This is a genomic window from Streptomyces sp. NPDC033136 (assembly GCF_055578235.1).
This window is the reverse complement of sequence record NZ_JBVIPD010000001.1, coordinates 555,061-575,188: the sequence shown is the minus strand read 5'-3', so window position 1 is coordinate 575,188 and position 20,128 is coordinate 555,061. Positions and strand designations below refer to the sequence as shown.

At 69.9% G+C, this 20,128-nt stretch carries 18 protein-coding genes; 8 read left to right on the top strand and 10 right to left on the bottom strand.

Annotated features, from left to right (window positions below):
* Positions 1-107 precede the first annotated feature (107 nt).
* Positions 108-635: a YbjN domain-containing protein gene (locus ACZ5TL_RS02640; protein WP_010032094.1), complete on the bottom strand. Its 528-nt coding sequence runs from the start codon at positions 633-635 to the stop codon at positions 108-110.
* Positions 636-801: 166 nt separating this feature from the next.
* Between ACZ5TL_RS02640 and ACZ5TL_RS02635 the strand changes: the two genes are divergently transcribed.
* Positions 802-1,278 carry a hypothetical protein gene (locus ACZ5TL_RS02635; RefSeq protein WP_468586853.1) on the top strand — a complete coding sequence of 159 codons (477 nt, stop codon included), beginning with the start codon at positions 802-804 and terminating at the stop codon, positions 1,276-1,278.
* Positions 1,279-1,294: 16 nt separating this feature from the next.
* Here the strand turns inward: ACZ5TL_RS02635 and clpB are convergent, their stop codons facing one another.
* Positions 1,295-3,892, bottom strand: coding sequence for an ATP-dependent chaperone ClpB (gene clpB / locus ACZ5TL_RS02630; RefSeq protein WP_468586851.1), 2,598 nt, complete (start codon positions 3,890-3,892; stop codon positions 1,295-1,297).
* A 103-nt stretch (positions 3,893-3,995) separates the two neighbouring features.
* On the opposite strand from clpB, the gene ACZ5TL_RS02625 reads away from it, so the two are divergent.
* Positions 3,996-4,412 carry a TIGR03618 family F420-dependent PPOX class oxidoreductase gene (locus tag ACZ5TL_RS02625; protein ID WP_468586849.1) on the top strand — a complete coding sequence of 139 codons (417 nt, stop codon included), beginning with the start codon at positions 3,996-3,998 and terminating at the stop codon, positions 4,410-4,412.
* Positions 4,413-4,579: 167 nt separating this feature from the next.
* Here ACZ5TL_RS02625 and ACZ5TL_RS02620 read toward each other — a convergent pair whose 3' ends face one another.
* Positions 4,580-4,915 carry a Rieske (2Fe-2S) protein gene (locus tag ACZ5TL_RS02620; RefSeq protein WP_030846386.1) on the bottom strand — a complete coding sequence of 112 codons (336 nt, stop codon included), beginning with the start codon at positions 4,913-4,915 and terminating at the stop codon, positions 4,580-4,582.
* A gap of 370 nt (positions 4,916-5,285) precedes the next feature.
* On the opposite strand from ACZ5TL_RS02620, the gene ACZ5TL_RS02615 reads away from it, so the two are divergent.
* A complete protein-coding gene (locus tag ACZ5TL_RS02615; RefSeq protein WP_468586846.1) occupies positions 5,286-6,302 on the top strand; it encodes a helix-turn-helix transcriptional regulator in 1,017 nt (338 codons plus the stop codon).
* Here ACZ5TL_RS02615 and ACZ5TL_RS02610 read toward each other — a convergent pair.
* Positions 6,265-7,308 (bottom strand): helix-turn-helix transcriptional regulator, encoded by a 1,044-nt coding sequence (locus tag ACZ5TL_RS02610; protein ID WP_468586844.1) that lies wholly within the window; start codon positions 7,306-7,308, stop codon positions 6,265-6,267. The two genes, ACZ5TL_RS02615 and ACZ5TL_RS02610, sit on opposite strands and share 38 nt — an antisense overlap.
* A gap of 262 nt (positions 7,309-7,570) precedes the next feature.
* Here ACZ5TL_RS02610 and ACZ5TL_RS02605 point away from each other — a divergent pair, with 262 nt between their 5' ends.
* The gene (locus ACZ5TL_RS02605; RefSeq protein ID WP_468586842.1) at positions 7,571-8,803 is read left to right on the top strand and encodes a DUF418 domain-containing protein; all 1,233 of its coding nucleotides are present in this window, start codon (positions 7,571-7,573) and stop codon (positions 8,801-8,803) included.
* Here the strand turns inward: ACZ5TL_RS02605 and ACZ5TL_RS02600 are convergent.
* The 6 genes from ACZ5TL_RS02600 to ACZ5TL_RS02575 all read right to left on the bottom strand — a co-directional run bounded on the left by ACZ5TL_RS02600 (position 8,796) and on the right by ACZ5TL_RS02575 (position 15,470).
* On the bottom strand, positions 8,796-9,905 hold the full coding sequence (locus tag ACZ5TL_RS02600) for a sugar ABC transporter substrate-binding protein (protein WP_468586840.1): 1,110 nt from the start codon (positions 9,903-9,905) through the stop codon (positions 8,796-8,798). The genes ACZ5TL_RS02605 and ACZ5TL_RS02600 overlap by 8 nt on opposite strands.
* Before the next feature lie 271 nt (positions 9,906-10,176).
* Positions 10,177-10,629, bottom strand: coding sequence for a heat shock protein transcriptional repressor HspR (locus ACZ5TL_RS02595; protein ID WP_020269597.1), 453 nt, complete (start codon positions 10,627-10,629; stop codon positions 10,177-10,179).
* A gap of 5 nt (positions 10,630-10,634) precedes the next feature.
* Positions 10,635-11,822, bottom strand: a complete 1,188-nt coding sequence (gene dnaJ, locus ACZ5TL_RS02590; protein ID WP_468586838.1) for a molecular chaperone DnaJ — start codon at positions 11,820-11,822, stop codon at positions 10,635-10,637.
* Positions 11,823-11,855: 33 nt separating this feature from the next.
* The gene (gene grpE / locus ACZ5TL_RS02585) at positions 11,856-12,512 is read right to left on the bottom strand and encodes a nucleotide exchange factor GrpE (RefSeq protein WP_468586836.1); all 657 of its coding nucleotides are present in this window, start codon (positions 12,510-12,512) and stop codon (positions 11,856-11,858) included.
* Positions 12,509-14,365 (bottom strand): molecular chaperone DnaK, encoded by a 1,857-nt coding sequence (dnaK, locus tag ACZ5TL_RS02580; RefSeq protein WP_468586834.1) that lies wholly within the window; start codon positions 14,363-14,365, stop codon positions 12,509-12,511. The genes grpE and dnaK overlap by 4 nt, the downstream gene beginning before the upstream one ends.
* Positions 14,366-14,459: 94 nt before the next feature.
* Positions 14,460-15,470: an MraY family glycosyltransferase gene (locus ACZ5TL_RS02575; protein WP_468586832.1), complete on the bottom strand. Its 1,011-nt coding sequence runs from the start codon at positions 15,468-15,470 to the stop codon at positions 14,460-14,462.
* A 300-nt stretch (positions 15,471-15,770) separates the two neighbouring features.
* Between ACZ5TL_RS02575 and ACZ5TL_RS02570 the strand changes: the two genes are divergently transcribed.
* The 4 genes from ACZ5TL_RS02570 (at position 15,771) to ACZ5TL_RS02555 (ending at position 20,017) form a co-directional block, all read left to right on the top strand.
* On the top strand, positions 15,771-18,086 hold the full coding sequence (locus ACZ5TL_RS02570; RefSeq protein ID WP_468586830.1) for a (Fe-S)-binding protein: 2,316 nt from the start codon (positions 15,771-15,773) through the stop codon (positions 18,084-18,086).
* Between the two features lie 219 nt (positions 18,087-18,305).
* Positions 18,306-18,944: an ATP synthase subunit B family protein gene (locus ACZ5TL_RS02565; protein ID WP_468586828.1), complete on the top strand. Its 639-nt coding sequence runs from the start codon at positions 18,306-18,308 to the stop codon at positions 18,942-18,944.
* Between the two features lie 3 nt (positions 18,945-18,947).
* Positions 18,948-19,364: a phage holin family protein gene (locus ACZ5TL_RS02560; protein ID WP_468586826.1), complete on the top strand. Its 417-nt coding sequence runs from the start codon at positions 18,948-18,950 to the stop codon at positions 19,362-19,364.
* Positions 19,340-20,017 (top strand): DUF3618 domain-containing protein, encoded by a 678-nt coding sequence (locus tag ACZ5TL_RS02555; RefSeq protein ID WP_468586824.1) that lies wholly within the window; start codon positions 19,340-19,342, stop codon positions 20,015-20,017. Before ACZ5TL_RS02560 ends, ACZ5TL_RS02555 begins: the two co-directional genes overlap by 25 nt.
* The last annotated feature ends 111 nt before the right edge of the window (positions 20,018-20,128 follow it).

The following is a 20,128-nucleotide window of genomic DNA, read 5'->3' as shown; positions in this document are numbered from 1 at the left end:
CCCTCGGCGAGGGAGGGGAGGCAGCGGTCCCCGAAAAAGGCGTACGGCGCGTACAGCGCGTACCTGGTCGTACGCGCCGACGCGCCGCTGCGGGACGGGCGGAGGGGCTACTCCTCGTCCTCGGGCTTCTCCGCTTCGTTGATCTCCTCCTCGAGACCGAGCTGCTCGATGAGCCACTTGTCGAACTCGATCGCGGCACGCACCCAGCTGACCGTCGAGGAGACGAAGTGCTCCAGGCTCACGCCCATGCCGATCAGCATCTGGGCCTCGCCGATCAGGCGGACCGTGCCGTCGTCGTGGGTGTGGCTGTAGACCTTGGGCCACAGGGTGCGGCGGTTCCAGTCGTCGATGGACTCCAGGATCTGCGGCTTGGCCTCGATCTCATGAGGCCGGTCGTAGAACGTCCGCACGGAGAAGACCTGCTGGTCCCCCTCTCCCCGGAACATGAAGTAGGTGCGGAACTGCTCCCACGGCGCCGCGAGGTCTCCCTCGTCGTCGACGACGTACTTGAGCTCCATCTGGTCGAGGAGCTGCTTCACGAGGTCCTGATCCGGGACGACGGGGCCTGCCGGTCCTTGCGGCTGCGGCTCGGGCTGGCCCCCGAAGTTCGGAATCGAGGACGGGTCGATGGTCACCGTGAATTTCCCTTCGTACGGATTCCGCCATCCTCCCCCATGCGGGGAGGGGGGTGGCAAGCCCCGACAGGCCCTGTCAGCCCTGGGCTGACACGATCCGGTCAACGGCAACCTCCGGGTGCCGGAGCCCGTCTCTCCCAGTGACGGACGGCAGGGGTGGTGGGCCATGGCGGCAGCGGACAGAGGGCACACCCGGTGGGGGCTGATCCTGCCGTTTCTGGCAGTGCCGGTTCTCCTTATCGGGTTCCTCATCATCGGCGTGTTCATGTGGTCCCTGACCGACAAAGACGACCCGGGCGCAAGAGGTGCGTCGAAGGCCCTCTGCGCCGACGCCCTGGCCTTCGGCGGCGCCGCCCGCCCCGGGGGCGCGGACGTGCACGACTGCACCGTGCAGCGGGGCATCGACACCGCGTACTCGGCGGTGCTGCGGATGCCGCGCGAGGACGTCCACGACTGGCTGCGCGAGACGTACCCGAACGCCCCGGAGGCGCGCACGGGCGGCGGCTCCTGCGAGGCGCTCTGCCTCGACGTGACCCACGAGAGCGGCCTCCCCGGCACGGCGGAGGCGCATGTGGTGCAGGTGAGGGTGGAGTACGTGAACGCCGAGACGGCGCTGGTGCGCTTCTCGGCGTTCACGATGTGACGTACAGCGTGTCGTCCTACAGCGTCTTGCCCGTCCCGGGCCCGACCAGCAGCCCGTCCTCGACGCGGTCCACCCGCACCGTGTCGCCGTCCTTGATCTCCCCGGACAGGATCTCCTTGGCGAGCCGGTCGCCGATGGCGGACTGGACGAGCCGCCGCAGCGGGCGGGCGCCGTACGCCGGGTCCATGCCCTCCTCAGCGAGCCAGGCCAGGGCCTCGGGCGTGATGTCCAGGGTGAGGCGCCGCTCGGCGAGCCGCTTGGCCAGGCGCTCCAGCTGGAGCTTCGCGATGCGCTCCAGCTCGGGCTTGGTCAGCGCGGCGAAGACGACCAGGTCGTCCAGGCGGTTGAGGAACTCCGGCTTGAAGGAGGTCCGCACCACCTCCAGGACCTGCTCCTTCTTCTCCTGCTCGCTGGTGATCGGGTCGACCAGGAACTGGCTGCCCAGGTTCGACGTCAGCACCAGGATGGTGTTGCGGAAGTCGACCGTGCGGCCCTGGCCGTCCGTGAGACGCCCGTCGTCGAGCACCTGGAGCAGGATGTCGAAGACCTCGGGGTGGGCCTTCTCCACCTCGTCCAGCAGGACGACGGAGTACGGCCGCCTGCGCACGGCCTCGGTGAGCTGGCCGCCCTCCTCGTAGCCGACGTATCCGGGCGGGGCGCCGACCAGCCGGGCCACGCTGTGCTTCTCGCTGTACTCCGACATGTCGATGCGGACCATCGCCCGCTCGTCGTCGAAGAGGAAGTCGGCGAGGGCCTTGGCCAGCTCGGTCTTGCCGACGCCGGTCGGGCCGAGGAAGAGGAACGACCCGGTCGGCCGGTCGGGGTCGGCGATCCCGGCACGGGACCGTCGTACGGCGTCGCTGACCGCCCGCACGGCCTCGGTCTGGCCGATGAGCCGCTTGCCCAGCTCGTCCTCCATGCGCAGCAGCTTCTGCGTCTCGCCCTCCAGCAGCCGCCCGGCGGGGATGCCGGTCCAGGAGGCGACGACGTCGGCGATGTCGTCGGAGCCGACCTCCTCCTTGACCATGGTGTCCTTGGCGACCTCTTCCTCGGCCTCGGAGGCGGCCTCCAGTTCCTTCTCCAGGGCCGGGATCTCGCCGTAGAGCAGCTTGGAGGCGGTGTCGAAGTCGCCGTCGCGCTGGGCGCGTTCGGCCTGGCCGCGGATCTCGTCGAGACGTTCCTTCAGCTCACCGACGCGGTTGAGGGACTGCTTCTCCTTCTCCCAGCGGGCGGTGAGGCCGCGCAGTTCCTCCTCCTTGTCGGCGAGGTCGCGGCGCAGCTTCTCCAGGCGCTCGCGGGAGGCCGCGTCGGTCTCCTTGCCGATCGCGAGCTCCTCCATCTTCAGCCGGTCGACGGCGCGCTGGAGTTCGTCGATCTCCACGGGGGACGAGTCGATCTCCATGCGCAGCCGGGAGGCCGCCTCGTCGACGAGGTCGATGGCCTTGTCGGGCAGGAAGCGGGAGGTGATGTACCGGTCGGACAGGCTCGCGGCGGCGACCAGCGCGCTGTCGGCGATCTGCACCTTGTGATGGGCCTCGTAGCGGCCCTTGAGCCCGCGCAGGATCGCGATGGAGTCCTCGACGCTCGGCTCGGCGACCAGCACCTGCTGGAAGCGCCGCTCCAGGGCGGGGTCCTTCTCGATCCGCTCGCGGTACTCATCGAGCGTGGTGGCTCCGACCATGCGCAGTTCGCCGCGGGCCAGCATGGGCTTCAGCATGTTCCCGGCGTCCATGGCGGAGTCACCGCCGGCACCGGCCCCGACGACGGTGTGCAGCTCGTCGATGAAGGTGATGATCTGCCCGTCGGAGTCCTTGATCTCGGCGAGGACGGTCTTCAGCCGCTCCTCGAACTCGCCCCGGTACTTCGCGCCCGCGACCATGGCCCCCAGATCGAGCGCGACCAGCCGCTTGTCCTTCAGCGACTCGGGCACGTCACCCTTGACGATCCGCTGGGCGAGGCCCTCGACGACGGCGGTCTTGCCGACGCCGGGCTCACCGATGAGCACGGGGTTGTTCTTGGTACGGCGGCTGAGCACCTGCACCACGCGCCGGATCTCCTGGTCCCGCCCGATGACGGGATCGAGCTTGCCTTCCCGCGCGGCGGCGGTGAAGTCGGTGCCGAACTTCTCCAGGGCCTTGTACTGGCCCTCGGGGTCGGACGTGGTCACCCGGCGCGCTCCTCGCGTCTTCTGAAAGGCGGCCTGGAGCTGCTTGGCGTCGGCCCCCTGCTGGGACAGCACCTCGCCGGCCGCGCCGCCCTTCGCGGCGAGGGCGATGAGGAGGTGCTCCGTGGAGAGGTACTCGTCGCCGAGGTCCTTGGCGCGGGCCTGCGCGTCGGCGACGACGGCGAGCATCTCGCGGTTGGGCTGGGGCGGCGCGACGGTCGACCCGGTCACGCTGGGCAGCCCGGCGAGCACACGCTCGGCTCCGGCGCGTACGGCGGCCTGGTCGGCCTCGACCGCGGCGAGCAGGTCGGTGATGTTCTCGTTGTCCTGTCCCTGGAGCAGCGCGAGCAGCAGATGGGCAGGGGTGAGGTCGGGGTGTCCCTCGGTCACGGCCCGGTTGCTGGCAGCGTTGATCGCGTCCCGGCTCCGGTTGGTCAGCTCGGCGTCCACGTTCGCGTTCTCCTCCTTGCACTGACCCGAACGGCTTGCACAAAGTTGAGTCTAGTGCACTCAAGGACGGTTCCGGGAGGCTCGGGGGGTCTAAGTTCGCGGCATGGCGACCAAGTACTCCGTGGACCCGGGCGCTCCGGACCCGTCATATCTCGGCTTCTGGCGGGAGCGGCACCTGTGCACCCTGACGACTCCCCGCCCGGACGGCACTCCGCACGTGGTACCCGTCGGGGTCACATACGATCCCGCGGCCCGTCTTGCTCGGGTGATCGCCGACAAGGCGAGCGCGAAGGTGCGGCACGTGACGGCCGCCGGGGAGGAGGGGGCCGCGGTCGCCGTCTGCCAGGTGGCGGGACGCCGGTGGGCGACACTGGAGGGCCGGGCCCACGTCCGCGCCGAACCGGACCGGGTCGCCGAGGCCGAGCGGCGCTACGCCGAGCGCTACGGCAGGACCCCGGCGCCGAAGCCGACGCGCGTGGTCATCGAGATCGAGCTGACGCGGGCGATGGGGCGGGGTTGAGCGAAGTGAAAATCCACATCGGTGATCGATTGGTTCCAGCCACCGCGGAGCTGGGCTGATACCCGGAAATGTCCCCAGAAACTGCAGCGGCGTCACCGTGTTCAGGTCACGGTGACGCCGCTGCGGGGGGAAGCACCTGAGCGATCTGTTACGACGGGGGAATCGCGTCAGGCACTGCGGGGGGTGGCAGAGATGGTCCTCGGGGCAGGGGAGTCGGCCTCCACCTGCTGGTGGTCCCTTTGGTCCAGGTTCACAAAGATCATTCCGTACCGCACGGCACATCGCACTGGCTGCGGCGCCCCCCGAGGCCGCCGCAGACACCGGTACGCCCGTACGTCCTCGTCGTCGTCCCGCGTGACGACCACCGGCTCGCCGAAGACGGTCACCATCAACGAGTCACCACTGTGGGGGATGGCGGTGACCAGGTCGATGAAGTGCCAGCCGGAGCGGTAGGCGGTGGCCATCTCACGGCGGAAGGAGCGGTCGTCGGGTGGAGTGGTCACGGTCAGCTCCCGGATCCGGCTGCCCCGGGGCTCGGCCAGCTGCTGTTCTCCGCTCCGTGAATGCCGTTCACGGCGACGGACGGCCAGCTGCTGTTCGCCCGAACATCATCCTTCGCATCGGAGAAGCCACTCAGCGTGCCGAGGGCTACAACGGCGGAGAAGGCGGCGACAAGCACCGAGCGAAGCATTCTGTTACGCATAGTCGGCTTCGTCCTCACTTGAAGGTCCCCTTTTCCCCCGTCGAGTACGACGATGGCTCATTCGGGCACGTCATGGCCACACAATCGATGCATCATGTTCCTGCATGTTCAGGACCCTGGGGGGTGGAGATTTGACATCGAATCGGACTAAGGAGACACATCCCCATGCGATGACCGAGTGGTGCGATGAGGGCGGCCGCCTGTATGCCGCCGCACTGCGCGCCGGTCGCATCGCACGCGAGGAGGTGGAACCCGCCCCGTGCCTGATGGAGTTCGCCCTGCTCCACCCCGACCCGGACGACCCGGGCTGGCTGCGGCCGGTGCCCCCAGCGGTCGCCCTGTCCCGGCAGCTCAACCCGCTGGAGCAGGAGATCGCCGACCGCCGGCGCCTGGCGACCGGACTCGCCGAGACCTTCGAACCGTTCATGGCCCTGGGGACCCAGCTGGCCGCGTCCACCGACGCCATCACTGTGCTCGAAGGCGGCGAACGTATCAATGCCGCGCTCAACATGGCCACCGTGCAGTGCCAGGCGGAGATGCTCACCGTCCAGCCGAGCGACCGGATGTCCGAACGCAGCCTCTTGCGCGGACTGGAGCGTGACCGGCCACTGATCGAACGCGGGGTGCGCATCCGCACCCTGTACCAGCACACCGCCCACTACAACCCCGAGCAACTGGCCTACGCCGCCCAGCTCTCCAACGGCAAGGCCGAGTACCGCACCATCGACGAACTCGTCGAGCGCCTGATCATCTGCGACGAGTCCGTCGCCTTCATCCCCGCCCGCGACGACCAGCAGGTCGCCCTGGAACTACGCCACCCGGGCCTGGTCCGCTACCTCATCAAGCTCTTCGAGTACCTGTGGGACCGGTCGGTCCCGCTCAGCACCGGCACACCGTACGAGTCCGCCCGTGACGGGATCACGGAGATCCAGTACTCCATAGCCAAGCTCCTGGTCGAGGGACACGTCGACGAGGCCATCGCCCGCCGCCTGGGCATGAACGTCCGTACCTGCCGGGCCCACATCGCCAAGCTCGCCTCGGCGCTCGGCAGCGGCAGCCGCGCCCAGCTCGGCTACCTCATCGCGCAGTCCGGCATCCTGACGCAGCATCAGGAGAACGCCCCCGGCTGCCCGCCGCCCGGCCGCGGCCTCATCGAGCGGTCCGGGATCCCTGATCAGGAAGGCTGAGGGACGGGGAAGCCGCCGCGCCCGGCGGACCGTCCAGCCCCGCCTGGGCGATCCGCACGCCCAGCTGCGTACGGCTCGCCGCCCCCAGCGTCTCCGACAGCCGGGCGATGTGGGCCCGGCAGGTCCGTACGCTGATGCCCAGCCGTTCCGCGATGACGGCGTCCTGGTGCCCCTCCGCCAGCAGCGCGGCGATGGACTGCTCACGGTGGGAGATGCCCTCGATGCCCGTGTCGGGGAGCGCGGCGGTCAGGGGGATGGCGAGGCGCCACAGCCGCTCGAAGACCGTGACGAGGTATTCGACGATCGCCGGATGCCGCAGCTCCAGGGCCATCGTGCGGTCGGTGTTGGCGGGGATGAAGGCCACCGTGCGGTCGAAGAGGATCAGCCGGTCGATCACCTCGTCCAGCGTCCGCGCCTCCACCGCGTCGCCCATCAGTTCCAGGTAGGTCAGCAACCCCTGCCCGTGCCGGGCGACATGGGTGTAGAGGTCCCGCATCCGCACGCCCCGGGCGCGCAGCGCCAGCGCCCGGTGCAGGCCCTCGGAGAGTTCCGCCTCGCGGCGGATGCCGCCGGGCTGGACCGTGAGCACCTCGGTCGTGCACGCCTGGGTCGCCTCGTCCATCGCGGCCTGGATCCGGGCGAGTCCGTCCAGGACCCGGATGGCCGGGCCCTCCGCCGCCGACGCGGCCGGCCGCACCTGGCGGCCCAGCCCGGCGTACCACTCGACGGCCGCCACGGCCGAGCCCACCCGCCGCTGGCTCGCGCTGACCTCGTCGTACATTCCGCGCAGCAGCCGGGTCATGACCTCCTGCGGGGAGGTCGGCACCAGCCAGTTCATGTCGTCGGGGTCGGGGTGCAGCAGGGCGAGTTCCAGCAGACAGGGCACCGGTTCGGCGTCCCGGCGCGGCACGCGGCCCCGCCGTACGGCCCGGGAATAGACACGGTCCCCGGCCTCGCACAGTCGGTCAGCACCGTGTGGATGCGCCTCCGCCCCGTGCCCGGCCATCGCCCATCTCACCCCCGGTATCGCCCTCTTTCCGCAGCGCAACTATGCGCGGCCCGGACCTGCTCCGCAACACGGCTCCCCCACACCCGATTTCCCTTTTGGGTCGATCGCTCCCTGAATCGGCTCGCTCCCGCCTGGCCTGTTGCCCCACCATGGAGGTGGCACGCCCGGGGCCGATGTGCGACCTTCGGTGATCGACCAAGTCCGTGACGGGCAGCGGCAGTCGACGGCCGCCCGGAGCAGCGCTCGGCCAGGGGGAAAAGTGAACGAGACAGGCGTCCGGACGGCCACGGACGAGCCGGCGGGACCGACGGGCCTGCGGCGTCTGCCCAGCGTCGACGCGCTGCGGGGTTTCGCCCTGCTGGGCATCCTGGTGGTCAACAGCGCCCAGATGATGGACCCCTACGTCGCGGAGGGGGTCCGCCGGCCGGGGGCGCCCCCGTGGGACCAGGCCGCCGTCTGGCTGGTGACGGCGCTGGCGTCCTCCAAGTTCTACCTCTTGTTCTCGTTCCTGTTCGGCTACAGCTTCACCCTGCGGCAGGCCTCCGCCGAGCGGGACGCGGGACACGCCACCGCGCGCTTTCTGCGCCGGTCCCTCGGTCTGGTGCTGCTCGGCCTGGCGCACGCCGTCCTGCTGTACAGCGGCGACATCCTGCTGACCTACGGCCTCCTCGGCCTGGTCCTGCTGTGCGTCCGCCGGATCAGACCGGCCACCGCCGTGAAGGCCGCCGCCTGGATCTACGGGGTCTACGTCGTCGCCCTCACCGCGCTGGGGGCGCTGGCCGCGGCCGTGGACGAGGAGAGCCCCGTCCCCCACCAGGCGATCGCGGACTCCGTGGCCGCCTACCGCGGCAGTCCCGGCACCGTCGTCCAGGAGAACCTGGACCGGCTGCCGCTCGCCCTCCTCGGCGTCCTCCTGATGGCGCCGGGTGTGCTCGGCGCGTTCCTCCTCGGCCTGGCCGCGGGGAAGCGGCGCCTGCTCGCACCGGGGGGAGCAGGCCGCTCCCGGCTGCTGCGGGTCACGGCCGTCGGCCTGGCCGTCGGAGTCCCGGGCGCCGTCTTCTTCGCCTCCGCCGCGGAGGGGCCGCTGGACGACCGGTGGCACTTCCTGGGCATCGGAGTCGGCATGCTGACAGCACCGGCCCTGTCGGCCGCGTACGCCTGCCTGCTGCTGCTCGCGCTGGACTCGTCGTGGGGAGAGCGGGTGCGGCGGCTGTTCGTCCCGGCGGGCCGCCTGGCGCTCACGAACTACCTCGGGCAGTCCCTGATCACGATGTTCGTGGCCACGGCGTACGGCCTGTCCCTCCACGGACGCGTGGGAGCGGCCGCCGTGCTGCTGCTCGCGGGTGCCGTGTACGCGCTCCAGCTCGCCCTCAGCACGGTGTGGATCCGGCGCTTCGGGCACGGGCCCGCCGAGTGGCTGCTGCGGGCGATCACCCTGGCGGGACGCCCGGGACGGGCCCGTGCGACGAGAGCGCCGGAACCGACTACTTGAGGCCGATCGCCGAGCAGGCCGACTTGTACTCGGCCGTGCAGATGTCCGACAGCTTGTAGATGTCGTCCGCGACGACCGTGTCCTTGATGTTCTCCTTGGTGAGGGCGACCACCGGCACCAGATGGGCGGGGATGCCCTTGTGGGTGGGGCTGTCGACCTTGTCGCGGGCGAGGGCGGCGAACTGGATCTCCCGGCCCTGGACCTTGGCGACGGCCATCTGCGCGGCGTTCTCCGCCTCCTGCGGGTACGACTTGTACACGCTCATGTACTGCTCACCGATGATGATCCGCTGCACCGCCGGCAGCTCCGCGTCCTGCCCGGTGATCGGCGGCAGCTTGGTCACGCCGGCGGCCTCCAGCGCCTTGACGATGCCGCCCGCCATGCCGTCGTTGGCGGAGTACACGGCCGCGATGTTGCCCTTGCCGATCTTCGCGATCGCCTCGGCCATGTTGGCCTGCGCGTTCTCCGGCTTCCAGTCCTTGGTGTCGAAGGTCTGGGCGATCGTCACCTTGCCGTTCAGCTCGGACATCGCCCCCGCCTTGAACTGCTTGGCGTTGGGGTCCGTCGGGGAGCCGTTCATCATGACGATCTTGTCGGAGAGGTCCGCGTCCTCGCCGATGGCCTCCAGCAGGGTGCGCCCCTGGACCTCGCCGACCAGCTCGTTGTCGAAGGAGATGTACGCGTCGATCGGGCCCTCGGCCAGCCGGTCGTAGGCGATGACCGGTATGCCGGCCTCCTTCGCCTTCTTCACCCCGCTCGCGATGGCGTGCGCGTCCACCGCGTCCAGCAGGATCACGTCGACCCGGTCGTCGATCATCCGCTGCAGCTGGCTCGCCTGCTTGTCCGCGCTCGCGTCGGCGTTGGCGTACTCGACGCGGCCCTTGTCGTTGGTGAGCGACTCGACCTTGCGCTTGATGATGGGGTAGTCGAAGTTCTCGTACCGCGTGTTCGCCTTCTCCGGCAGCAGCAGACCCACCGTGATGTCGTCGCCCTTCGTCGGGCTCGCGTCGTCACTGCTCCCGGTCGCGTTGAGCGCGCCGCAGCCGGCGAGCGTGGCGGACATCGTGACCGCGGCCACGGATATGGAGATACGACGACGCATGCGGGGGCTCACTTCGCGTGTGATTCGGACGTGGGCACACTTTGTGGCCCATGTGTCTGAAAAGCCAACGCGTGCGCGCTCTCAGCGTCAAGCGGAACCACTTAACGAGATGACAACACCACGCTCCGCGAGCCTTGTGAAGACTCTGCGGAATCACCTCCAAAATCCTTGCTCCATACAGTCATCCATGGGAGGTCCCGCCGAAAACATCCCAAGACGTACGAAAGGGGCCGGGAGTCTCCTCCCGGCCCCTTTCGCAGGCGTACCCGCGTCAGTCGGACTGCTGCTGCCGCTTCGGCCGCCACACCACCAGCGCGCTGGTCTGCTGCACCTCCTGGTACGGCACCAGGTCGCGGCGGTACGACGCGTGCACCGCCGCCTCGCGCTGGCGCATGGCCGCAGCCGCGCCGTCGAGCGCGTCCTCCAGCTCGGCCACCCGGGCCTGGAGTGCGGCGACCTGGTTCTCCAGTTCGATGATGCGCTTGATGCCCGCCAGGTTGATGCCCTCGTCCTGCGACAACTGCTGGACGGTGCGCAGCAGTTCGATGTCCCGGGCCGAGTAGCGGCGGCCCCGGCCCGGCGTGCGGTCCGGGGACACCAGGCCCAGGCGGTCGTACTGGCGCAGGGTCTGCGGGTGCAGGCCGGACAGCTGGGCCGCCACCGAGATGACATAGACCGGGGTTTCCTCGGTCAGTTCATACGGGTTGCGTCGACGACCGTCCATCTGACTCATGCTCCCTTCGCGGCCTGGAACAGATCCGCCCGCGGATCCTCACCCGCACTCGCCTCGCGATACGCCTCGAGTGCGTCACGAGCCTTCCCCGTCAGGTCCTTCGGAACACTCACCTCGACGGTGACCAGAAGGTCTCCCCGGGTGCCGTCCTTGCGGACCGCGCCCTTGCCGCGGGCGCGCATGGTGCGGCCGTTGGGCGTACCCGGCGGCAGCTTCAGCGTGACGGGCGGGCCGCCCAGCGTCGGCACCCGGACCTCGCCGCCGAGGGCCGCCTCGGTGAAGGTGACCGGGACGGTGACGGTGAGGTTGTCGTCCTTGCGGCCGAACACCGGGTGGGAGTCGACGTGCACGACCACGTACAGGTCGCCCGCCGGTCCGCCGCGCTCGCCCGGGGCTCCCTTGCCGCGCAGCCGGATCCGCTGGCCGTCGCTGACGCCCGCGGGGATGCGCACCTGCATGGTCCGCGAGGACTTGGCCCGGCCGCTGCCCTTGCAGATCTCGCAGGCGTTCTCCGCGATCAGGCCGCGGCCCTTGCAGTCCGGGCAGGGGTCGGTCAGGGAGAAGCCGCCGCCGCTGCCCCGGGCGACCTGCCCGGTGCCGACGCAGGTCGGGCACACGCGCGGTGTGCCGTTCTTGTCGCCGGTGCCCGAACAGGCCTTGCAGGGCGACTGCGACGACATCCGCAGCGGGACGGTCGCGCCCTCGATGGCCTCCGTGAAGCTGAGCGTGACCTCGGACTCGATGTCCTGGCCGCGCCGGGGATGCGTGCGCGTCCCCGGGCCGCCCGCGCCGCCGCGGTTGAACAGGCCCCCGAAGACGTCACCGAGTCCACCGCCGAAACCGCCGGCTCCCTGGCCGCCGCCCTGGGCACCGCCTCCGAAGAGGTCTCCCAGGTCGAAGTTGAAGGAGCCGCCGCCCGCGCCGGGCCCCGGCCGGAAGCCGCCGCTCCCGAAGAGGGCGCGTGCCTCGTCGTACTCCTTGCGCTTCTTGGGGTCGCCGAGGATGTCGTTGGCCTCGGAGATCTCCTTGAAGCGCTCCTCCGCCTTGACGTTGCCCTTGTTGGCGTCCGGGTGGAACTCGCGGGCGAGCTTCCGGTACGCCTTCTTGATCTCGGCCTCGGTGGCGTCCTTGGGGACGCCGAGGACCTTGTAGTAGTCCTTCTCGATGAAGTCCTTGGTGCTCATCCTCGACGCCCCTCCTTCCCTTCGTCTGACACGTCAGCCCTCGTCCGGGCCACCGCTCTCCTTGTCGTCGGCGTCGGCGGACTCGTCCGCCTTGACCGTCTGTGCCCCCGGCTGGGGCTCGGCCACCGCCACCCGCGCGGGGCGGATGGTGCGCTCGCCGATCCGGTACCCGGGCTGCAGAATCGCCACGCAGGTCGTCTCGGTGACGTCCGGCGCGTAGCTGTGCATCAGGGCTTCGTGGATCGTCGGGTCGAAGGGCTCGCCCTCCTTGCCGAACTGCTGCAGGCCCATCTTCGCCGCGGTGCTCTCCAGCGACTCGGCGACGGACTTGAAGCCGCCGACCAGCTCGCCGTGTTCCCGCGCGCGGCCGATGTCGTCGAGCACGGGCAGGAGCTCGGTCAGGAGGTTCGCGATGGCGATCTCCTTGACCGCGATCCGGTCGCGCTCGACCCGGCGGCGGTAGTTCTGGAACTCGGCCTGGAGGCGCTGGAGGTCCGCCGTGCGCTCACCGAGCGCCGAGCGGGCCTGATCCAGCTGGGCCACCAGACCCACGTCCTGGCCCGTGTCCCCGGCCGGGGCCGCCTCGTCCTCCGGGGAGGAGGCGGCGGCCTTCGGCTCGGCGTCATCGGAGGTGGCGCCGGAAGGGACGTCGGGCTGCTGCTCGTCGAAGCCCGGGGTCTCCTCCGTCACGCGGCACCATCCTTCCGCTCCTCGTCGACGATCTCGGCGTCGACGACATCGTCGTCGGCCTTGGCGCCACCGGCACCCGCGCCGGCTCCGGCGGAGGCGCCGTCGGCGGCCTGCGCGCCGCCCGCGTCGGCGTACATGGCCTGGCCCAGCTTCTGCGAGACGGCCGCGACCTTCTCCGTGGCGGTGCGGATCTCGGCCGTGTCCTCGCCCTTGAGCTTCTCCTTCAGCTCACTGACGGCTTCCTCGACCTCGGTCTTGATCTCGCCCGGGACCTTGTCCTCGTTGTCCTTGAGGAACTTCTCGGTCTGGTAGACGAGCTGCTCGCCCTGGTTGCGGGACTCGGCGGCCTCGCGGCGCTTGTGGTCCTCCTCCGCGTAGCGCTCGGCCTCCTCACGCATGCGGTTGACCTCGTCCTGCGGCAGCGAGGAGCCGCCGGTGACGGTCATCTTCTGCTCCTTGCCCGTGCCCAGGTCCTTGGCGGTCACGTGCATGATGCCGTTGGCGTCGATGTCGAAGGACACCTCGATCTGCGGGACGCCGCGGGGCGCCGGGGGCAGACCGGTCAGCTCGAACATCCCGAGCTTCTTGTTGTACGCCGCGATCTCGCGCTCGCCCTGGTAGACCTGGATCTGCACGGACGGCTGGTTGTCCTCGGCGGTGGTGAAGATCTCGGACCGCTTGGTCGGGATCGTCGTGTTCCGCTCGATGAGCTTGGTCATGATGCCGCCCTTGGTCTCGATACCGAGGGACAGCGGGGTGACGTCGAGGAGCAGGACGTCCTTGACCTCGCCCTTGAGGACACCGGCCTGCAGGGCGGCGCCGATGGCGACGACCTCGTCCGGGTTGACGCCCTTGTTGGCGTCCTTGCCGCCGGTCAGGTCCTTGACCAGTTCGGCGACGGCGGGCATCCGGGTGGAGCCACCGACGAGAACGACGTGGTCGATCTCGGAGAGGTTGATCCCGGCGTCCTTGATGACGTTGTGGAACGGCGTCTTGCAGCGCTCCAGCAGGTCCGCGGTCAGCTGCTGGAACTGGGCGCGGGTGAGCTTCTCGTCGAGGTGCAGGGGGCCCTCGGCGGAGGCGGTGATGTAGGGCAGGTTGATCGAGGTCTCGGTGGACGAGGACAGCTCGATCTTCGCCTTCTCGGCGGCCTCGCGCAGACGCTGCAGGGCCATCTTGTCCTTGCCCAGGTCCACACCGTGGCCGGACTGGAACTGCTGGACCAGGTAGTCGACGATGCGCTGGTCCCAGTCGTCACCACCGAGGTGGTTGTCACCGTTGGTGGCCTTCACCTCGACGACACCGTCGCCGATCTCCAGCAGCGAGACGTCGAACGTACCGCCACCGAGGTCGAAGACCAGGATGGTCTGGTCGTCCTTGTCGAGGCCGTACGCCAGAGCGGCCGCGGTGGGCTCGTTGACGATGCGCAGCACGTTCAGACCGGCGATCTCGCCGGCCTCCTTCGTGGCCTGGCGCTCGGAGTCGTTGAAGTAGGCCGGGACGGTGATGACCGCGTCGGTCACCTTCTCGCCCAGGTAGGACTCGGCGTCCCGCTTCAGCTTCTGCAGCACGAAGGCGCTGATCTGCTGCGGGTTGAAGGGCTTGCCGTCGAGGTCGATCTTCCAGTCGGTGCCCATGTGCCGCTTGACCGACCGAATGGTCCGGTCCACGTTGGTGACCGCCTGACGCTTGGCCACCTCTCCGACGAGCACCTCACCGTTCTTGGCGAAGGCGACGACGGACGGCGTGGTCCTGGCGCCCTCGGCGTTGGTGATGACGGTGGGCTCGCCGCCCTCCAGAACGCTGACGACGGAGTTAGTCGTGCCCAGGTCGATGCCGACCGCACGTGCCATGGTTGATTCCTCCAGCTGACTTGAGTGGAACGGACTCAAGTGTGCACGACGGCTCCCAACCGGTCAACAGAGCTGAGTCGGGCGGGCTCAACTCTTATCCGCTCCTTACACGCAATGGCGCTCCGACCTGCGGCGATACGGTGCGTCGAGCGGCGTACACAGGAACACGGAAGAGGACGACCACGACCACGAGCGCCGCTCCCGCCACCCACCACAGGGCGTCGGCCCCGACCCGGCCGGCGTGCGCGAGTACCCCGACGAGCGCACCCGAGAACGCCCCGGCCCCCAGCAGCAGAGTGACTCCCGGCACGGTCAGCCCGAGTCGCCGCAGCCGGTGCGCGAGATGGTCGGGCCCGCCGCGGACGACGGGCCGCCCGGCCAACCGCCGCGAGAGAAGGACGAGTACGGCGTCGGCACCCGCCACGGCGGTCAGCGCGAACAGCACCCCCGCACTCTCCCCGACACCGAACCCGGCGCGGACCTGCACGGCGGCCACGGCGATCACGAACCCCGCGGACATGGCCCCGCAACTCCCCAACGCCACGCGCGCGGGATGCCAGTTGTGCAGCAGGAAACCGGTCAGCGCGGCGGCCAGCACGCTCATCAGCCCCGCGAGCCCGTCCCGCACGTCGACGGCGGCGCAGGCCGCCACCCCGAAGGCCGCGACCACCCCGGCCGTCCCCGCGAGCCCGTCGGCATGGTCGAGCCCCCGGAAGGCGAAGGTCACGCACACGACCCACACGACGCCGAGCACCCCCGCCCCGATCCCGGTCTCGCCGTACGGCACGACACACGCGGCCGCCACACCCGTACCGGCGACCAGCACCCGCCGCCGCAGCCGCCACACGTCGTCGATCAGCCCGAGCAGGGCGACCACGCCGCCGGCGACGAGCAGCCCGCCGGTCCCGCTCCCGGGCGACGCCCAGTCCTCGACGGTCACGACCGCCCCGGTGACGGCCACCACGGCCACTCCGCCGGACAGCGGCACCTCCCGCTGCCGCCGCCGCCCGGTCAGCCGCAGCCGCCGCGCGGGCGCCCGGAGGACGGCCGCAAGCAGGGCGGTGAGAAGGAGGGCGGTGGCGGTGGCGGCGATCCCGTAGAGCACGGATATAAGTTAGGCGTCACGATGACAATTCGGTATGAATAACACGACGAGATGCGCGAGGGATTCGCGACAGGACCACGAGGGATCGACGACCGGATCACGAGCTGGATCACGTGCCGGATCGGGCCGGCTCCTGAGGCAACCCTCAGCGATTCAGATCACTGCCCACCCGGCTACAGTGCGGCGGAAGATAGGGGTAGTCTCAGACGGACCGCATAAGTTACCGCTTAGTAATTTCGGGGAACCCTCCATAACGGCAGGTCACCCCGACGAAACCCCTCGCAGGCCCGAGGAGCCCCCATGCAACTCGCCGCGATCATCGTGTCGCTGGTACTGACCGTGGTCGGCGTCGCGCTGCTCGCACGCGCGATCGGCCAGTTCGTCCGGTACTTCAAGCTGGGCCAGCCGGTCCCCGCCGGTACCCGGACCGACAACCCCTACCAGCGCAGCGTGACCCTGGTGAAGGAGTTCCTCGGCCACACGCGCATGAACCGGTGGGGCATCGTCGGTGTCGCCCACTGGTTCGTCGCGATCGGCTTCCTGACGCTGCCGCCGACGATCATCACCGCGTACGGCCAGCTGTTCCAGGCCGACTGGGTGCTGCCGGTGCTCGGCGGCTTCCTCCCCTATGAGCTCTACATCGAGTTCATCGCCGCGATGACGACCCTCGGCATCGCGACCCTGATGGTCATCCGCCTGCTGAACCTGCCGTCGCGCCCGGGCCGCAAGTCCCGCTTCACCGGCTCGAAGATGGGCCAGGCGTACTTCGTCGAGTACGTCATCCTCACCATCGGTCTGGCCATCTACGTGCTGCGCGGCCTCGAGGGCGCGCTGCACGACGTGGACCACTACGAGGCCGCGTACTTCGCGTCGTACCCGCTGGTCCTGGCCTTCGAGGGGCTGAGTGCCGCCGCGCTGCAGAACCTGGTCTACTTCTTCGCGATGATCAAGCTGGGCACGACCATGGTCTGGATGATCACGGTCAGCCTGAACACCAACATGGGTGTGGCCTGGCACCGCTTCCTCGCGTTCCCGAACATCTGGTTCAAGCGGGAGGCGACGGGCGGCACGGCCCTCGGTGCCCTCCAGCCGATGACCTCGGGCGGCAAGCCGATCGACTTCACCGACCCGGGCGACGACGACGTCTTCGGCGTCTCCCAGGTCGAGCAGTACTCCTGGAAGGGCCTGCTGGACTTCTCCACGTGCACCGAGTGCGGCCGCTGCCAGTCGCAGTGCCCGGCCTGGAACACGGGCAAGCCCCTCTCCCCCAAGCTGCTCATCATGTCGCTCCGCGACCACGCGCACGCCAAGGCGCCGTACCTGCTGGCCGGCGGCGGCAAGACGATGGAGGGCGAGGAGAAGGCGTCGGAGGAGCAGCTGGCGGGCGTGCCGGCGTCGGCGCTGGCGGAGGCCGAGCGCCCCCTGGTCGGCACGCTGGAGGACAACGGCGTCATCGACCCGGACGTCCTGTGGTCCTGCACCACCTGCGGTGCCTGCGTCGAGCAGTGCCCGGTGGACATCGAGCACGTCGACCACATCGTCGACATGCGCCGCTACCAGGTGATGATCGAGTCCGCGTTCCCGTCCGAGGCGGGCACGATGCTCAAGAACCTGGAGAAGAAGGGCAACCCCTGGGGCCTGGCGAAGAAGCAGCGCCTGGAGTGGCTCAAGGAGGTCGACTTCGAGGTCCCGGTCGTCGGCAAGGACATCGAGGACCTGTCCGAGGTCGAGTACCTCTACTGGGTCGGCTGCGCCGGCGCCCTGGAGGACCGCGCCAAGAAGACGACGAAGGCCTTCGCGGAGCTCCTGCACATCGCGGGCGTCAAGTTCGCCATCATGGGCGGCGACGAGAAGTGCACCGGTGACTCCGCCCGCCGCCTCGGCAACGAGCCCCTGTTCCAGGAGCTCGGCATGGAGAACGTCATGGCGCTGAACATGGCGTTCGGCGAGGAGATGGACGACGAGGGCAAGGTCGTCGCCGAGTCCGCGAAGCCCAAGTCGGCCAAGAAGATCGTCGCCACCTGCCCGCACTGCCTCAACACGCTCGGCAACGAGTACCCGCAGCTCGGCGGCGACTACGAGGTCATCCACCACACGCAGCTGCTGCAGCACCTGGTGGACGAGGGCAAGCTGATCCCGGTGACCCCGGTCGAGGGCATCATCACGTACCACGACCCGTGCTACCTGGGCCGCCACAACAAGATCTACACGCCGCCGCGCGAGATCATCGCCAGCGTCCCCGGCATCCGCAACGAGGAGATGCACCGCCACAAGGAGCGGGGCTTCTGCTGTGGCGCGGGTGGCGCGCGGATGTGGATGGAGGAGCGCATCGGCAAGCGCATCAACAACGAGCGTGTCGACGAGGCGCTGTCCGTCAACCCCGACATCGTGTCGACGGCGTGCCCCTTCTGCCTCGTGATGCTGACGGACTCCGTCAACGGCAAGAAGAACGACGGCAAGGCGAAGGAGTCCATCCAGGTGGTGGACGTCGCTCAGCTGCTGCTGGACTCGGTGAAGACGCCGGTGCCCGCGGAGGGCGAGGACGACGACGACGGCGAGCCGCCGGCCGGGACGGCGGACTCCGAGAGCGCCCCGGAGCCGGAGCCGGTGAAGTAGGCGGTTTCCGCGGGTTGTCCGTGACGCCCCCTGTCCGAGTCATCGGGCGGGGGGCGTCGGCGTTCCACGGCTGCTGGCGCCGTACAGGGCAGAGCCCGCCGCCATGGGTATCTCATCGAGCCCGATGAACCACCCTTTATGTGTGTGAACCTGGGCAGAACAGTCACTCGCTTACGTAACGGATCAGAAGTCGCGCATTCGTGTGAGGAGGAGTGGCTGATGAGCGAGGCAGCACAGGGTGGCACGACGAGGTTGCGGCAGACCGGGGAGACGGCCAAGGCGGAGGCGTCGGCCACCACCGATCAGGCCAGGCAGGCCGCGGGTGAGGTCACGGGCACCGCAGTGGACCAGGCCAAGACCGTTGCGGGCGAGGCCCGGCAGCAGGTCGGCGCGGTCGCCCAGGACCTGCGGGGCCGTGCGATGAACGAGATCGAGGAGCAGACCAAGCGGGCGGCAGGCTCGCTGCACCAGTGGGCGGACGACCTGGCCGGGCTGGCGGAGAACGCCCGGAGCGACTCGCCTGCCCGCAGCCTCGCGGCCCAGGCAGCCGATGGCGGGCACCGGGCTGCCGAGTATCTGGACAAGCAGGGAGTCGACGGCGTCCTCACCGATGTGCAGGACTTCGCCCGCCGACGCCCCGGCATGTTCCTGGGCGGCGCGCTGCTGGCGGGGCTGGCCGTCGGTCGGCTGGTGAAGGCGGCGGGGAAGTCCGACGGCTCGGCTGAGCAGGGACAGCAGTCTGCGGCGCCGGACGAGGGGCAGCCCACGGCGCTGCCGTCCGGACCTCCGCCGGAGACACAGCCGTCCGTCGGCATGCCCCCGGGCGGTGTGTCGGCTCGTCCTTACCCGGAGGTGTGAGAGATGGCCGTGATCGAGTCCCGCCAAGTGGAGACGCGTGGTGGGGACCCCTCGGTGGGCGAGCTGCTGTCGGCCGTGACGTCCGACGTCCAGACCCTGTTCCGGCAGGAGGTCGAACTGGCCAGGGCCGAGGTCAAGCAGGAGGCGACCAAGGCGGGCAAGGCGGCCGGCATGTACGGCGGCGCGGGCTTCGCCGGCTACATGGTCCTGCTGTTCCTGTCGCTGGCCGCGGTGCTGGGCCTGGCCAACGTGATGGACGGCGGCTGGGCCGCCCTGATCGTCACCGCGGTGTGGGCCGTGGTCGCGGCGGTGCTGTACCTACGGGGCCGCACCCGGATGCGCACCGTGACACCGAAGCCCGGGCAGACAGTCGAGACGCTGAAGGAGAATGCGCAATGGGCACGTCACCCGACCAGATGAGGGCAGAGATCACCGCCACGCGGGACCGTTTGTCCGCCGACATGGACCGGCTCGCGGAGCGGACCAGCCCCCGGCGCATAGCCCGCCGCCGCACCCGCAGGATGCGCGGCGCCGCCTCGGGCATGCGGGAACGGGTCATGGGATCCGCCTCCCAGACCGCCCGGGGCGTCAGTGGCAGCGCACAGTCGATGTCCGGATCGCTGCAGGAGGGCACTCAGCAGGCGGCCGACACCGCGCGTGAGGCGGCCGGCCAGGCCGGTGAAGCCGTACGGCAGGCACCGGAACAGGCGATGCACCGGACCCAGGGCAACCCGCTGGCCGCCGGTCTGATCGCCTTCGGCGCCGGCATGCTGGCGGCCTCGATGCTGCCCGTCTCCCAGAAGGAGCAGGAGAAGACCGCTGAACTGGTGCAACGCGGCGGCGAGGCGCTGGAACCGGTGAAGCAGGCCGCGCAGGATTCCGCGCAGCACCTGAAGGAGGGGGCCAGGGACGCCGCCCAGAGTGCGGCGCGGGAGGTGAAGGACACAGCAGCGGAAGCCGCCCGTACCACCCAGGACGAGGTCCGCGACCAAGCCACCCAGGTAGCCGGGCAGGCACGCGACTCCGGGAGGCAGGTCGCCGGCGAGACCCGGCAACAGTCAGGCTCCGGCTGAGCACCCGTGCAGAAGACGCACGAGCCGGACGGGGGGGGGGGGGGGGGGGGGGGGGGTGGGGGGGGGGGGGGGGGGGGGGGGGGGGGGGTTGTTGGGGGTTTTTGGTTGGGG